This is a genomic window from Amazonocrinis nigriterrae CENA67 (assembly GCF_016056305.1).
GTDB lineage: Bacteria > Cyanobacteriota > Cyanobacteriia > Cyanobacteriales > Nostocaceae > Amazonocrinis > Amazonocrinis nigriterrae.
This window is the reverse complement of the sequence record NZ_JAECZC010000004.1, coordinates 54,515-68,802: the sequence shown is the minus strand read 5'-3', so window position 1 is coordinate 68,802 and position 14,288 is coordinate 54,515. Positions and strand designations below refer to the sequence as shown.

The 14,288-nt window shown below is 39.8% G+C and carries 14 protein-coding genes and 1 pseudogene; 9 read left to right on the top strand and 6 right to left on the bottom strand.

Translation table 11 applies throughout. The annotated features are described in order from the left end of the window. Positions 1 to 37: 37 nt before the first annotated feature. Entirely contained in the window at positions 38 to 1,849 is a 1,812-nt protein-coding gene (lepA, locus tag I8748_RS04065; RefSeq protein ID WP_198123387.1) for a translation elongation factor 4, read from the top strand. Between the two features lie 264 nt (positions 1,850 to 2,113). Here the strand turns inward: lepA and I8748_RS04060 are convergent, their stop codons facing one another. After that, positions 2,114 to 2,524 (bottom strand): hypothetical protein, encoded by a 411-nt coding sequence (locus I8748_RS04060; protein ID WP_198123386.1) that lies wholly within the window; start codon positions 2,522 to 2,524, stop codon positions 2,114 to 2,116. A 694-nt stretch (positions 2,525 to 3,218) separates the two neighbouring features. Here I8748_RS04060 and I8748_RS04055 point away from each other — a divergent pair. Together I8748_RS04055 and I8748_RS04050 are read left to right on the top strand one after the other, a co-directional pair. Then, positions 3,219 to 4,406, top strand: a complete 1,188-nt coding sequence (locus I8748_RS04055) for a glycosyltransferase family 4 protein (protein WP_198123385.1) — start codon at positions 3,219 to 3,221, stop codon at positions 4,404 to 4,406. A 211-nt stretch (positions 4,407 to 4,617) separates the two neighbouring features. Beyond that, complete coding sequence (locus I8748_RS04050; RefSeq protein WP_198123384.1) at positions 4,618 to 5,658, top strand: cyanophycinase; 1,041 nt, start codon at positions 4,618 to 4,620, stop codon at positions 5,656 to 5,658. A 169-nt stretch (positions 5,659 to 5,827) separates the two neighbouring features. On the opposite strand, the gene I8748_RS04045 is transcribed toward I8748_RS04050, so the two are convergent. The 4 genes from I8748_RS04045 to bcp form a co-directional block, all read right to left on the bottom strand. Then, on the bottom strand, positions 5,828 to 6,994 hold the full coding sequence (locus I8748_RS04045; RefSeq protein ID WP_198123383.1) for a cysteine desulfurase family protein: 1,167 nt from the start codon (positions 6,992 to 6,994) through the stop codon (positions 5,828 to 5,830). 3 nt (positions 6,995 to 6,997) lie between these two features. Continuing rightward, the gene (locus tag I8748_RS04040) at positions 6,998 to 7,624 is read right to left on the bottom strand and encodes a type I restriction endonuclease (RefSeq protein WP_198123382.1); all 627 of its coding nucleotides are present in this window, start codon (positions 7,622 to 7,624) and stop codon (positions 6,998 to 7,000) included. A 574-nt stretch (positions 7,625 to 8,198) separates the two neighbouring features. Then, on the bottom strand, positions 8,199 to 8,498 hold the full coding sequence (locus tag I8748_RS35985) for a hypothetical protein (protein WP_318781189.1): 300 nt from the start codon (positions 8,496 to 8,498) through the stop codon (positions 8,199 to 8,201). Positions 8,499 to 8,615: 117 nt separating this feature from the next. Next, positions 8,616 to 9,095, bottom strand: coding sequence for a thioredoxin-dependent thiol peroxidase (bcp, locus tag I8748_RS04030; RefSeq protein WP_198123381.1), 480 nt, complete (start codon positions 9,093 to 9,095; stop codon positions 8,616 to 8,618). A gap of 88 nt (positions 9,096 to 9,183) precedes the next feature. Here bcp and I8748_RS36230 point away from each other — a divergent pair, with 88 nt between their 5' ends. From I8748_RS36230 to I8748_RS04015, 4 genes are all read left to right on the top strand, one after another. Then, a complete protein-coding gene (locus tag I8748_RS36230; RefSeq protein WP_225896302.1) occupies positions 9,184 to 9,369 on the top strand; it encodes a DUF6888 family protein in 186 nt (61 codons plus the stop codon). Further along, on the top strand, positions 9,366 to 9,590 hold the full coding sequence (locus I8748_RS04025; protein ID WP_198123380.1) for a DUF6887 family protein: 225 nt from the start codon (positions 9,366 to 9,368) through the stop codon (positions 9,588 to 9,590). Before I8748_RS36230 ends, I8748_RS04025 begins: the two co-directional genes overlap by 4 nt. A 171-nt stretch (positions 9,591 to 9,761) precedes the next feature. Continuing rightward, complete coding sequence (locus tag I8748_RS04020) at positions 9,762 to 10,703, top strand: homogentisate phytyltransferase (RefSeq protein ID WP_198123379.1); 942 nt, start codon at positions 9,762 to 9,764, stop codon at positions 10,701 to 10,703. Positions 10,704 to 10,707: 4 nt separating this feature from the next. Next, positions 10,708 to 11,175, top strand: coding sequence for a tetratricopeptide repeat protein (locus I8748_RS04015; protein WP_198123378.1), 468 nt, complete (start codon positions 10,708 to 10,710; stop codon positions 11,173 to 11,175). A 26-nt stretch (positions 11,176 to 11,201) separates the two neighbouring features. Here I8748_RS04015 and I8748_RS04010 read toward each other — a convergent pair whose 3' ends face one another. Further along, positions 11,202 to 11,627: a hypothetical protein gene (locus tag I8748_RS04010; RefSeq protein ID WP_198123377.1), complete on the bottom strand. Its 426-nt coding sequence runs from the start codon at positions 11,625 to 11,627 to the stop codon at positions 11,202 to 11,204. A 217-nt stretch (positions 11,628 to 11,844) separates the two neighbouring features. Here I8748_RS04010 and cobA point away from each other — a divergent pair. Both cobA and coaE read left to right on the top strand, forming a co-directional pair. Next, positions 11,845 to 13,614, top strand: a pseudogene (gene cobA / locus I8748_RS36225) (uroporphyrinogen-III C-methyltransferase); the annotation flags it as partial. Positions 13,615 to 13,676: 62 nt separating this feature from the next. Continuing rightward, positions 13,677 to 14,267, top strand: coding sequence for a dephospho-CoA kinase (gene coaE / locus I8748_RS03995; protein ID WP_198123375.1), 591 nt, complete (start codon positions 13,677 to 13,679; stop codon positions 14,265 to 14,267). The last annotated feature ends 21 nt before the right edge of the window (positions 14,268 to 14,288 follow it).

The window sequence follows — 14,288 nt, the reverse complement described above, 5'->3', positions numbered from 1 at the left end:
CTTTTAACCTTGGTTGCTGCTTCAGCAAAGATAGTATATGACTGACGTTCCCGCAGTTCGCATTCGCAATTTTTGTATTATTGCTCACATCGATCATGGGAAATCAACCTTGGCCGATCGCTTACTGCAAGCCACTGGCACTGTTGACGAGCGGCAGATGAAGGAACAGTTTCTCGACAACATGGATTTGGAACGGGAGCGCGGCATTACAATTAAGCTGCAAGCTGCCCGGATGAATTATCAAGCCAAAGATGGTCAGCAGTATGTATTGAACCTAATTGATACGCCTGGGCATGTGGACTTTTCTTACGAAGTATCGCGTAGTCTGGTCGCTTGCGAAGGAGCATTATTAGTAGTAGATGCGTCTCAAGGTGTCGAGGCGCAAACTTTGGCGAATGTATATTTAGCTCTTGAGCATAATCTGGAAATTATTCCAGTTTTAAATAAAATCGATTTGCCTGGGGCTGAACCAGACCGAGTAATCGGCGAAATTGAAGAAATTATCGGTTTAGATTGCAGTGGTGCAATTCTGGCTTCTGCTAAAGAGGGAATCGGTATTGATGAGATTTTAGAAGCTGTTGTGGAGCGCGTACCACCGCCCAAAAACACCATAAATGAACGCTTACGGGCGTTAATTTTTGATAGCTACTACGACAGCTACCGGGGAGTGATTGTCTATTTTCGGGTGATGGATGGCACATTGAAAAAAGGCGATCGCGTCTATTTAATGGCATCAGGGAAGGAATATGAAATCGACGAGTTAGGCGTTCTTTCTCCCACCCAAAAGCAAGTAGAAGAACTCCACGCCGGGGAAGTGGGTTATTTAGCAGCAGCAATTAAAGCTGTGGCTGACGCACGGGTGGGGGATACCATTACTCTCGCCAACGCCAAAGCAGCTGAACCTTTACCCGGTTACGCAGAAGCCAACCCAATGGTATTTTGCGGTATGTTCCCCATTGATGCCGACCAATTTGAAGACTTGCGGGAAGCTTTAGAAAAGTTAAGACTCAACGACGCGGCGCTGCAATACGAACCGGAGACTTCTAGCGCTATGGGGTTCGGCTTCCGCTGTGGGTTCTTAGGCTTGCTGCACATGGAAATTGTTCAGGAACGCTTAGAACGAGAGTACGACCTGGATTTGATTATTACAGCCCCTTCAGTGGTTTATAAAGTCATAACTACCAAGGGTGAAGAACTGTATATCGATAATCCTAGCCATCTACCCGCACCTAACGATCGCGAAAGAATCGAAGAACCCTACGTCCAGGTAGAAATGATTACGCCGGAAACATACGTCGGCACATTGATGGAGTTGTCACAGAATCGGCGTGGTGTGTTCAAAGATATGAAATATCTTACCCAAGGACGTACCACACTGACGTATGAGCTTCCTTTGGCGGAAGTCGTCACCGACTTTTTTGACCAAATGAAATCGCGATCACGCGGTTATGCCAGTATGGAATATCACCTCATTGGCTACCGCGAAAATCCGCTGGTGAAGCTGGATATCATGATTAACGGCGATCCCGTTGATTCTCTGGCGATGATTGTCCACCGCGATAAAGCTTACAACGTTGGGCGGTCAATGGCGGAAAAACTTAAAGAATTGATTCCCCGTCATCAATTTAAGGTGCCAATTCAGGCATCTATTGGTAGTAAAGTGATTGCCAGTGAACACATCCCCGCCTTACGCAAAGACGTGCTTGCTAAGTGCTACGGCGGCGACATCAGCCGCAAGAAGAAACTTTTGCAGAAGCAGGCTAAAGGTAAAAAGCGGATGAAATCTGTAGGTACTGTGGATGTTCCTCAAGAAGCTTTTATGGCAGTACTGCGTTTAGATCAAAGTTAGTTTTACAGCAAGCATTGTTTACAGCTAACTCGTCGTGAGTAGGAATTTTTCTACCTCACTTCGTATTTATTTAGTTGATTTCAAGGTAGCAACACGAACTACTAGCGTGACTGGATTAAAATAATGCATTAATGATAAACCACAGAGGCGCAGAGAACACAGAGATAAAATGAAGATTGGTGCATAAATATAACTCTTCTGGGGCGGGCTAGAAGCCCGCCCCAGAAAGGCATATTGCCTCTTCTACAAGAAAGTTATAATCAACTATTTTAATCCGGTCGCCCTACTAGAGTACGTTACTTTCCTAACGTACTTTTGTTGATGTGCTTTTTCGATACGTGACGCTTTCAAAAGCAATGAAACATTATGAAAGGTGGTTGTTGATACAGTTTTTTCTTTGTTAATAACTCGCAAAGATGTAGAAATACTACGATTGTAAGTTCGTTTAACTTGGTCAATATAATTAATTTCTATGGAAATAGGTACGTCAGTACCACTTGCCATAGGACATACTTGAAGAGAAAATCTGACAGTTTCACCTGTTAATAAGTGACCTAAAGATACATCCTCATTATATTCAACTTCACCCGTGGCTCTAACTTTAATACTACTTAAAGCTATTTGACCAATATTGGTGACTTGTCCTTCTAATTTTCCCCATTCTTTGAAGTTCAATTCTGTGGGGTTTAGTTTGACATCAATTTCTACTTTTGGTGGTGGTGCAAGAGCCTCTTTAACGGTGATTTGATTGCTGAGTTATTTAAGACGTTGAGTTTTCCCAGAACCATCACGATAGGAAAAGTTCAAAATGGTCAGTGTCAAAGTGCCTATATAATTACAAAGACTAATGACTAATGACAGCCAACAGTCAAATATTTCACAAATTATTTTAGGACTGCTATGGGTTATATAAGTTAGATAGCATAAATTACATCATAGTCCGCATTAAAGTTTACAAGTCTACTTAATACGTAATTTTCTATTATTTTTTGTAAAAAAAAATACGAAATAAATGCCACATTAATGATGCTGTTAAGTAAGTCGCAGAAAAAATTCAAAGATTAGCAATCTGTTTAATCTGCGTGATTCTTGTCATTGGTTAGTTATCTCTGCCATCCTTTAGTAGAAAGGAGGGTAGGGGTAACATACATCTTTATAGTGTGGCTTTTTTAGGTTAATCTTCTGAGGATGTTTCATATGGCCTTTGCTGATTTCCTCAGCCTTGATAACCTTTAAACAGCTTTTTCAACAAAAAATTGTTAAAAAATCTAAAAGTTTTCGTAAACATACCCACTGTAATCGCCACCCTTGTATTTTGAGATAAATCTAGTTTTTTAGATATTTATAAAAACAGCGGAGAATCTTGTATATGAAAGTACTGGTACTGAGTTGGGAGTTTCCACCGAGAATAGTTGGCGGAATTGCGCGTCATGTGGCGGAACTGTACCCGGAACTAGTAAAACTAGGGCATGAAATCCACTTGATTACGGTGGAGTGTGGTCAAGCATCGATGTATGAGGTAGTCGAAGGAATACATGTGCATCGGGTGCCAGTGGGACATAGTAACGATTTCTTTCACTGGGTAGTCAATTTCAACCAAAGCATGGGACATCACGGTGGTAAGTTAATTCAGGAGGAAGGGCCGTTTGATTTAATCCATGCTCATGATTGGTTAGTTGGGGATGCTGCGATCGCTCTCAAGCATAATTTTAAAATACCTTTAATCGCCACCATCCACGCCACTGAATATGGGCGTTATAACGGTATTCACACTGATACCCAACATTATATCAGTAATAAAGAAAACTTACTCGCTTACGACGCTTGGCGGATTATCGTTTGCAGCGATTATATGCGGCAGGAAGTACAACGAGCGCTGCACAGTCCTGGGGACAAAATTGATGTGATTTATAACGGTATCCGTGCTGAAAAGAAAAAGCACCACGAAGATTTTCACGCTCTAGATTTTCGCCGCCAATTTGCTGAGGATGGGGAAAAAATCGTTTACTATGTTGGTCGCATGACCTACGAAAAAGGTGTAACTCTATTACTGAATGCTGCTCCCAAAGTACTTTGGGAAATGGGGGGGTACGTTAAATTTGTGATTGTGGGTGGTGGAAATACCGATCATCTCAAGCGTCAAGCTTGGGATTTAGGAATTTGGCATAAGTGCTATTTTACTGGTTTTCTCTCCGATGAATATTTAGATAAATTCCAAACTGTGGCTGACTGTGCCGTTTTTCCCAGTCTTTACGAACCTTTTGGGATTGTTGCTTTAGAAAGCTTTGCTTCTCGCGTCCCTGTGGTCGTTTCCAATACAGGGGGTTTCCCAGAAGTTGTGCAACACACGAAAACAGGTATTGTTACTTGGGTGAATAATCCTGATTCCCTCGCTTGGGGAATTTTGGAGGTTTTGAAAAATCCCGGTTATCGACAATGGCTGGTTGACAATGCTTATGAGGATTTAGGACAGCGCTTTAGCTGGCCGAAATTAGCTGAGCAAACAGATAAAGTTTATCACCGAGTGGTGCAAGAGCGATCGCAAGTTGGCTGGTGATTAATATTGTGTAATCAGTAACTTCAGTAAAAAACAATTTATCAAATTAAACGCCACAAAAAATGTGGATATTTTAGCAAATAACGCAGAGAATTAATGATTACTCTGCGTTATTTTGCGTTAAAAAACAGTACAAGCTCTATACGCTGGAAATTTTACCTTATCTGGTGCGAAAGTTAGCAATAATTGCAGTTTGCACCAGAAGTTTAGTATGACAAACGCATTACCAAATGTAGCCAAGCGCTTGAAGGCCGTCGGAACTAAGTTGTTGAGGATGGTAGTTTTCTTTATAGGCGATTTTATAGCAGACTTGAAACGCTACTTCCTGGGCGACACTGCCGATTTTCCTTCTCCCATACCTGAGACTGTCTATCCCGTCTTAGCTGGGCCTGTGATTAGCTTGGGTGGGGGTGGCCCGGATGTTGAAGAAGGTATTCAATGGATGATTAACCAAGTTCGGGGAGGTCATAACAGCACTACTAAAGTTGATGTTGTAGTTCTCCGCACTTATGGTAATCATGATTACAATCAGGTAATTTCTGACATGAAGGGCGTTAATTCTGTGGAGACGCTAATTGTTAGCAATCGACAAGATGCAAACAAAGCTGAGATTGTTGAGAAAGTCAGAAATGCTGAGGTAATTTTTTTTGCTGGAGGCGACCAATGTCAATACATTCGCAGTTGGAAAAGTACCAATTTGGAGGCTGCTGTTAGGTCAGTTTACGCCAGAGGTGGTGCCATTGGTGGCACTAGTGCAGGTGCAATGATTCAAAGCGAATACGTATATGATTCTTGCGCTTGTGAAGAGAGTGTTGAAACTAGAGATGCATTGTCAGATCCGTATCAAAATGTTACCTTTACTTACAATTTTTTCCAATGGAATTATTTGCGGGGAACCATTATTGATACCCACTTTGACACTCGTAAAAGAATGGGTCGAATTATGGCTTTCATTGCGCGTCAAATTCAGGATGGTATTGCTAATAGCGTTTTAGGAATAGCTATTAGTGAGGAAACATCCGTTGTAATCAATAAATATGGTTTAGCGAAAGTTGTGGGGAGAAATGCAGCATATTTTGTACTGGGAGACCATCCGCCAGAAGTATGTCAACCCCGAACTCCGCTGACTTATTATGACTATAAAATTTGGCGAGTTCCCCGCGGCGATACCTTCGACTTAACTAACCTGCCAAATAGAGGTTATTATTTCCGCAGTGTCCAGCGGGGAAGGTTTAGTTCAGATCCATATTGAATTGGGGAATTGGGAATTGGGAATGGGGAATTGGTAATGGGTAATTGGGAATGGGGAATTGGTAATTGGGAATTGGTTTACTTATCTTCCCCCCATCTCCCTCATCTCCCTCATCTCCCCATCTCCCTCATCTCCCCATCTCCCTCATCTCCCCATCTCCCCATCTCTTCTACACCAATGTTGTCTGCTTGCGTAAACTTTGAATGGTTGCGATCGCATGTTTCGCTACAATATCAATCTCCTGTTGAGTGTTAAATCGTCCTATGCCAAACCGCACTGAAGCATAAGCTAGCTGTGGGGAATGTCCGAGTGCTGTGAGGACGTGGGAGGGTGATGTGTTGGCTGAGGAACAAGCAGAACCAGAAGATACCGCCATTACTGGCTGTAATCCTAACAATAGTGCAGCTCCATCAACGCCTTCAATACTAATATTCAAATTTCCTGCTAGGCGTTGGGTTGGATGTCCGTTGAGGTGAATTCCCTCTAACTGAAAAAGCTGTAACCACAAACTTTGTCTCAGTTCGGTGAGGCGTTGGTTTTCTATTGTCTGTTCTGCCAAAGCGATTTCTACAGCTTTGCCAAAGCCGACAATTTGCGGTGTATATAATGTACCAGAACGCATCCCTCGCTCGTGTCCGCCTCCATGTTGCTGGGGAGCAAGTTGCACTCTGGGGTTGCGCCTGCGGACGTATAACGCTCCGATACCCTTGGGGCCGTATACTTTATGTGCTGTAAGTGACATTAAGTCAATTTTCATTGTTTGCACATCCAGGGGAATTTTCGCGATCGCTTGAGCTGCATCTGTGTGAAAAATTATATTGCGATCGCGGCACATTTCCCCAATTTCTGCCAATGGCTGCAACACACCAATTTCGTTATTTGCAGCCATCACCGACACCAAAATTGTCTCAGGCCGAAAAGCTTTTTCTAATTCGGTTAAATCAATTAATCCATCTTTTTGAACTGGAAGAATAGTAATTTCAAAACCGAGACTTTTTAAATATTTACAAGGGTCAATAACTGCGCTATGTTCAGTTGCAACAGTAATAATATGCTGTCCTTTTTGAAAATAAGCTTCGGCAATACCTTTAATAGCTAAATTATTAGCTTCTGTTGCACCGCTAGTAAAAATTATCTCTTCTGGAGTAGCATTAATTGCTGCTGCTAATATTTCTCGCGTTTGTTTAACAGCAGCTTCTGCTTCCCAACCATAAACATGACTAATACTAGATGGATTGCCAAAGTGTTCTGTAAAATAAGGTAACATTGCTGCAACGACCCGTTCATCTACAGGTGTGGTAGCATGGCAATCTAGGTAGATAGGGCGAATAGACATAAATTAACTCAATATTTGACTTAAATTTTTGAAAATACTTAGAACCTGATACAATTCATTTTTTCGCCTAGATAAAGTAAATTTATCAGACAAAGCATACTCAGGCTTATCCTGCTTTAATAGCTTGATAAATTGAAAATCTTCCCCATTAGTCACACATCCAAATACAGGTTTATCAGGATTAGGATTAGCCAGCATATAAACAAGTGCTTGAGGAATAGCTTCTAAAAGAGAAAAGCTAGACCTTTTAGATTCAATGACCAACAACCATAATTGTTCTTGAATCACTAAAACATCAATTCTACCTCTAATAATTTCTCCTTCGTCTTCAGCCGAAATTTCTATTGATTGCTCTCCTCTAATATAAAAAGGATCATCATAAAAACCAGCTAAATTCAGTAAGGGAGATACAACTACTAATTTTACCGTTTCTTCTGATAAAGGAGGACGCTTGACTAAACGAAGAAAATTAACTTTTATTTTGTCTAAATCTTGTTTTTCTAAATCTGGAATTTCTGGTAAATTTTCAAACCATTCTGGAAAAAACTCCTCATCTTTAGCTTGCTGTAGACCAAATCTTTCTTCCAGATAGGCAAGCCCGATATTTTGTGCTTGGATAACTTGAATCATAGGTTATTTAAAATAACGCTATCAATATTTTAACGTGAGTTCGACAAGTGCTGTTTTGACCTCTCCCCCAACCCCTCTCCTACAAGGAGAGGGGAGTAAAACTGTGATTTTTTGCTTTCTCCTCCCTCACCTTTTAGGAGAGGTTCATCGAACTCACGTTATTTTAACACTCTATTATTGAAAATAACGTTATACAAATAGACATAATTAGTTCAGGATTTCTCCTAATTTCCTTAATATATTCAAAACTTTATATAATTCATTCTTACGTCTATATAAAGTGAATCTATCAGATAAAGCATACATTGGATTATCCTGTTTTATCAATTTGATAAATTGGAAATCTTCCCCATTTATTACCAATGAATATGCAGGGCGATCGCGTTGAGAATTTGCCAACATATAAGTGAGGGCTTGGGGAATTGCCTTACTTAGCCATAGAAAAACTTGATCTCTCAGATTCAATGACTAAAAACCGCAACTGATTTTGCAGAACCAGTACATCAATTTTACCTTTAATAATTTCTGGATTGTCTCCATTATTATTAATAATATTTTCACTAATCTCAATAATTTATTCTGTAAGAATGTGAAAAGGAGGACGATAAAAACCAGCCAAATCTAGCAAAGGAGATAGCACCACCAATTTTACAGCTTCTTCCAAAAGAGGAGCGTTTTCAAGTACGCTGAGATAGTTAGTTATAACTCGGTCTAAGTATTGTTTTTCTAATTCTGAAATTTCAGGTAAATAGTCAAACCACTCTGAAAAAAAATGCTCATCTTCAGATTTTTGTAGAGCAAATCTTTCCTTTAAATAAGAAACAGTCACATTTTGGGCTTGGATGACCTGAACCATATTGATTTCAACTAGCAAAAAGTCTCATTCTTACTTAGATGATAGCGCTAGCAATCATTGCCTGTTAAATTTGGCTAGTCATATGTCTTTTATTGCTGAAAATATATTTGATGTAGCATTGCAGCAATTAGCTACTCATCCAGTTATTAATTCTCGTAATTTAGTTAAAACAGCTTGAGCATGTCCTTTGGCTTTCACATTAGGCCAAGCATAGGCGATGATTCTATCAGGTGAAATCAAAAAAGTTGAACGAACAACACCCATATATTCTTTTCCCATAAACTTCTTCAGTCGCCAAGCACCGTAACTTTCTGTTAACACATGTTCCGGGTCACTCAAGAGCGTGATTGATAAGTTATGCTTGTCAATAAATTTACAATGGGATTTACCCGAATCTGGACTTACGCCTAAAATTGTCGCTCCTAGTGCGCTGAATTCTGAATACAACTCGGTAAAGTCTTTCGCTTCCGTAGTACAGCCAGGGGTGTCATCTTTGGGGTAAAAATAAAGGATAACCCACTGACCACTAAAATCATTCAAACTGACTAGGTTGTCATTTTGGTTAGGAGTAGAGAAATCAGGTGCTTTTTGTCCAGCTTGGGGAATGTTGCTCATGATGGGGTGTTAAAAATGGCGATCGCTTTTAAATTTTACCGAGATTAGGCGAGAATGTTATGCTTGACTCGATGAGCAATAATGAGGCTTGCAGATTATTCCCACACTGGAACAAAGAACACAGTACTTTATCTTATGTTATTGGCTGACGAAGATGTATTTGCCTATAAACCTTGTACGCTTAGATGAACGTACAGGAAATGTGTTTCTCTTGGCAGGTGAAGAAAATATTATAGAAATATATCCCAATGGCAAATGGAGGTATGTAGTATGAGTCAGCCTAACTTTCAGACAATGAGTAGAAAAGAGCTACATGCCTATGTTTTGGCACATCGAGAAGATCAAGAAGCATTTTATGCTTATGTGGACAAGTTATACACAGAAGCAAGCTGGATTGAAATGCCACCATTACAGTCTTTAGAGGACTTGAAAAATTATCCTGAATTCCTTGAGAAGTTTGGTAACGGTTCCGAGCCACAGGATAACGCAGTATAACAGATATCACTTTCAAATTTTACCAGTTTGGGCGATCGCATGTCATCACCAGATCAGAATATTGTTCTATATAAAGTTATAAAAGATACGTTCAGACGTATAGATTTAATGAATGGTACAAATTCTGTGACAATGATTAACAGCAAGCCGGAATAGTCATCTCAGCTAATCATGAGTCATTCTCAAAACAGTTCTTTATCACGCAAACCCTTTCAATCACTTTATGCTTTTTGGAAGTTCTCCCGCCCTCACACTATTATTGGCACAAGTCTGAGTGTGTTGGGTTTATATTTAGTTGCCATTGCTCTTAGCTCTACAGAATTTTCTTATATTCAACTCAGTTCACTTTTGGGTACATGGATTTCCTGTCTGTGTGGCAACGTTTATATTGTCGGTTTAAATCAACTGGAAGATGTTGAGATTGACAAAATTAATAAACCTCATTTACCAGTTGCATCAGGAGAATTTTCGAGAGCGCAAGGGCAATTAATTGTGATTATAACTGGTATTTTAGCACTAGTTATAGCATTTTTAAACGGCCCTTTTTTATTTGGTATGGTAGCTTTGAGTTTGGTGATTGGTACCGCTTATTCATTACCACCGATTCGTTTGAAGCAGTTTCCATTTTGGGCAGCTTTATGTATTTTTTCAGTACGTGGCACAATTGTGAATTTAGGTTTATTTTTGCACTTTAGTTGGGTACTACAAAGTAACCAAGCAATTCCTTTTACAGTTTGGGTGTTGACATTATTTATTTTGGTATTTACCTTTGCGATCGCTATTTTTAAAGATATCCCTGATATGGAAGGCGATCGCTTATATAATATCACTACTTTCACGCTCCAATTAGGGTCACAAGCTGTGTTTAATCTAGCTCTTTGGGTGTTAACTATCTGCTACCTAGCAATGATTTTAATTGGTGCATTACATCTGGCTTCAGTGAATTCGCTATTTCTGGTAATTACCCATCTATTGGTGCTGTGTTGGATGTGGATGCGGAGTTTCGCAGTGGATTTGCAAGATAAAAGAGCGATCGCTCAATTTTACCAATTTATTTGGAAACTATTTTTTCTCGAATATCTGATGTTCCCTATTGCTTGTCTTTTGGTTTAACACAATGCTAGAAACATTTCCAGCAACTGATATTGTTGCGATCGCTATAGTCATTTCCAGTATCATCCTGCTTGGTTATTTCGGTTGGAAAACCTTAATTACCTCAGATTATTATCAAAAAGGAATTGAACTTTATCAACAAAAAGACTATCAAGGTGCAGAAGCAGCTTTTCGCAAAGTTATTTCTATCAACTCTACAAATGATGTCGTTCGCTTGTTGTTAGGAGATGTTTTAAATCAGCAGGGCAAAGTTGAACAAGCAAAGGCATTATTCAGTGAAGTAATTCAACGTAGTCCCAAAAATGCAGATGCTTATTTGCGTTTGGCGAACATTTTAATGCAGGAAAACCAAAAAGAAGAAGCTAAAATTAATCTCCAAAAAGCTCAAGAACTATTGCAAAAACAACGTCAACCAGAACAAGCCAAGAAGATTACTCAACTTTTAGAGCAAATCAACGCCAAGTCAAACTGATATTAAAAACTTCAGGAATAGCTTAGTCACTTCTTATTCTCCTTTTCTAAAGAGGCGGTACTATTCGTAGTATTATCCTCTGTATTTTTCTCACTCTTAATCAGTGAAGTTGCAGAACTTGAAGCAGCAAAAAAATATCCTGTCACTGCTGTTGCTAGTGGAGTGATTAGAGCATACAGTGTTTTAGCTGTGTCATTTACGCTTAAAGCTGCCTTTTCAATTTGGTTGACTTTGGCATTATCCTGAACTGGTAAGTCAGCGATTTTACGAGAAAATTCACGAGAAACCTGAAAATGTAACACAGCAATTCCACCTAAAAATATCCATAGAGACAGTGCTAGAGCAGCTGAGACAATCAATTTAAAACTGTCACGCCATTCTTGAGGAGGATTGGCTTGTGCATTTACTAAAATCCAGCGTTGGAAAAAGTTTGAAGGCGTATCTTTTGACACGATATCAATTGCCTTTAAATAACTCAGGGCTTGCAATATGAAGAACTAGGGGTGGAATTACCCACATATAAAACTATACCTCACCGCAGTAACTCAAGTTAGTTTTTCATTTTGGTTAATTTCATGCTTAGCTCTAATTTATAGTTATTGGCTGAAGTCTAAAATCTTTGATAGCTGGGCGTAGCAGCATAAGTACACATTCGCATAAATTTAAATGATGACTGAAGCAAAGGGCAAGGTTTACCTCGTAGGTGCAGGGCCGGGAGATGTAGCATACCTGACGGTAAAAGCTTATAATTTGTTGGGTCAAGCTCAAGTGTTAGTTTACGATGCTTTAGTAGATGAGCAATTGTTAAACTGTGTACCACCTGATTGTTTGAAGTTAGATGTAGGCAAACGTGGTGGTAAACCGAGTACACCGCAAGTAGAGATTAATAATTTACTGGTGAAATATTGCCAGCAAGGTAAACAAATCGTGAGGCTGAAATCAGGCGATCCGTTTATTTTTGGGCGTTGTACTTCTGAAATTGAAGCTTTGAAAGCATCAAATTGTGAATTTGAAGTAGTACCAGGAATTTCCTCAGCCCTAGCAGCACCTTTGCTTGCGGGAATTCCGCTGACAGATCCCGTACTCAGTCGTTGTTTTGCAGTATTTACCGCCCATGAAGTAGAAGCTTTAGATTGGGAGACGCTGTCAAGGTTAGAGACACTAGTAATATTGATGGGTGGGCAAAATCTGCCAGAGATTTTACATCAGTTGCTGCGGTATGGACGATCGCGTTTAACACCCATTGCCATTATCCGCTGGGCTGGAACCGCAAATCAACAAGTTTGGACAGGTCAACTAGACAATATTCTCGAACAAACTGCTGGCTTATCTCTTTCCCCGGTGGTAATTGTAATTGGCGAAGTTGTCAGGTTCTCCAATTACTTACAACCTGAGAAAATATAAGCTGAAACCATTTTAGATTTTGGATTTTGAGATTTTGCGAAAAGTTTGAGCGGAGGTTTCCTCCGATCAAAGCTTTTCAAGACGGATTTTGGATTTTAGATTGTGAAACATCTACTGAATGAGCTTTTCAGCCTTCTATATGTCACAATCATTTTTAAAATCAGTATAACCATGTCAACCAACTTCTCCCCATCTCCCTCATCCTCCTCATCCCCCTCATCTCCCCCATCTCCCCACCTCCCCCTCACAGGTAAAACAATCTTAGTGACACGTTCAGTTGGACAATCGAGTCAATTTAGCGATCGCCTGACTGCTTGTGGTGCTACAGTCATTGAAATGCCGACTTTAGAAATTGGCCCGCCTGCGAGTTGGGAAGCTTTGGATCATGCGATCGCTAATTTATCTGACTTTGACTGGTTAATTCTCACTTCTACTAATGGCGTAGACTATTTTTTAGACAGATTGCAGGTTCAAGGTAAAGACACTTCTGCATTGACTGATGTCAAAATTGCTGTTGTTGGTGAGAAAACAGCCCAAAGTCTCAAACAATATGGAATCCAACCAGATTTTACTCCCCCCAACTTTGTCGCTGATTCTTTAGTGGAAAATTTATCAGCAGAACTACCAGGGAAAAAGGTTTTATTTCCCAGAGTCGAAAGCGGTGGACGAGAGATTTTAGTTAAAGAATTAACTGCAAAAGGTGCAGAAGTAATTGAAGTTGCAGCATATCAATCTTGTTGTCCAACTACTGTTCCGTCATCAGCAAAATTAGCTCTACAAAATCGTACAGTAGATGTAATTACTTTTGCCAGTTCTAAAACTGTACAATTTTTCTATCAACTTGCAAGTAGTATACTTGCCAATAACGTTGATGGAAATCAATCTGCTGTAGTGGCTAAGAAATTAGAAGGAATTTGTATTGCTTCTATAGGCCCTCAAACCTCAAAAACCTGTCATTCTTTATTCGGGCGCGTAGATGTAGAAGCTGAAGAATATACTTTAGATGGGTTAACCCAAGCACTAATCAAATGGGCAACTTCTATTAATTCGTAATTAGTCTTTTTATTTAGAAGTCCTTGACAACTGACAACTGACAAATGACTAAACGTATTATCGGTTTAACTGGTGGTATTGCCACAGGCAAAACTACCGTTGCCAATTATTTGGCTAATACTTACAATTTGCCAGTTTTTGATGCAGATATCTATGCTAGGGATGCAGTCAGTGTAGGTTCGCCCATTCTTGACGCGATCGCTCAACGTTATGGTGAACAAACTCTACTACCAGATGGCAGCCTCAACCGTCAAAAGCTAGGTGAAGTTATTTTTCAGCATCCAGATGAACGTAACTGGGTAGAAAGCTTGATTCATCCTTATGTAGGCGATCGCTTTCTTGATGCGATCGGTCAATCATCTTCGCAAATACTGGTATTAGTTATCCCTCTGCTGTTTGAAGCCCAGATGACTCATTTAGTTACAGAAATCTGGGTTGTGTATTGTTCTAAGTCACAGCAATTGCAAAGATTGATACAGCGCAATAATTTAACTACAGAACAAGCACAAGCCCGCATCAACAGCCAGTTATCCATTGAAGAAAAAGTCTCTCGTGCAGATGTGGTGTTAGATAACACTTACAACCTAGAAACACTGCTGAAACAGGTAGATGTTGCCTTAAAAATAGGAAGTTAAATGTCAGTTGTCAGTTGTCAG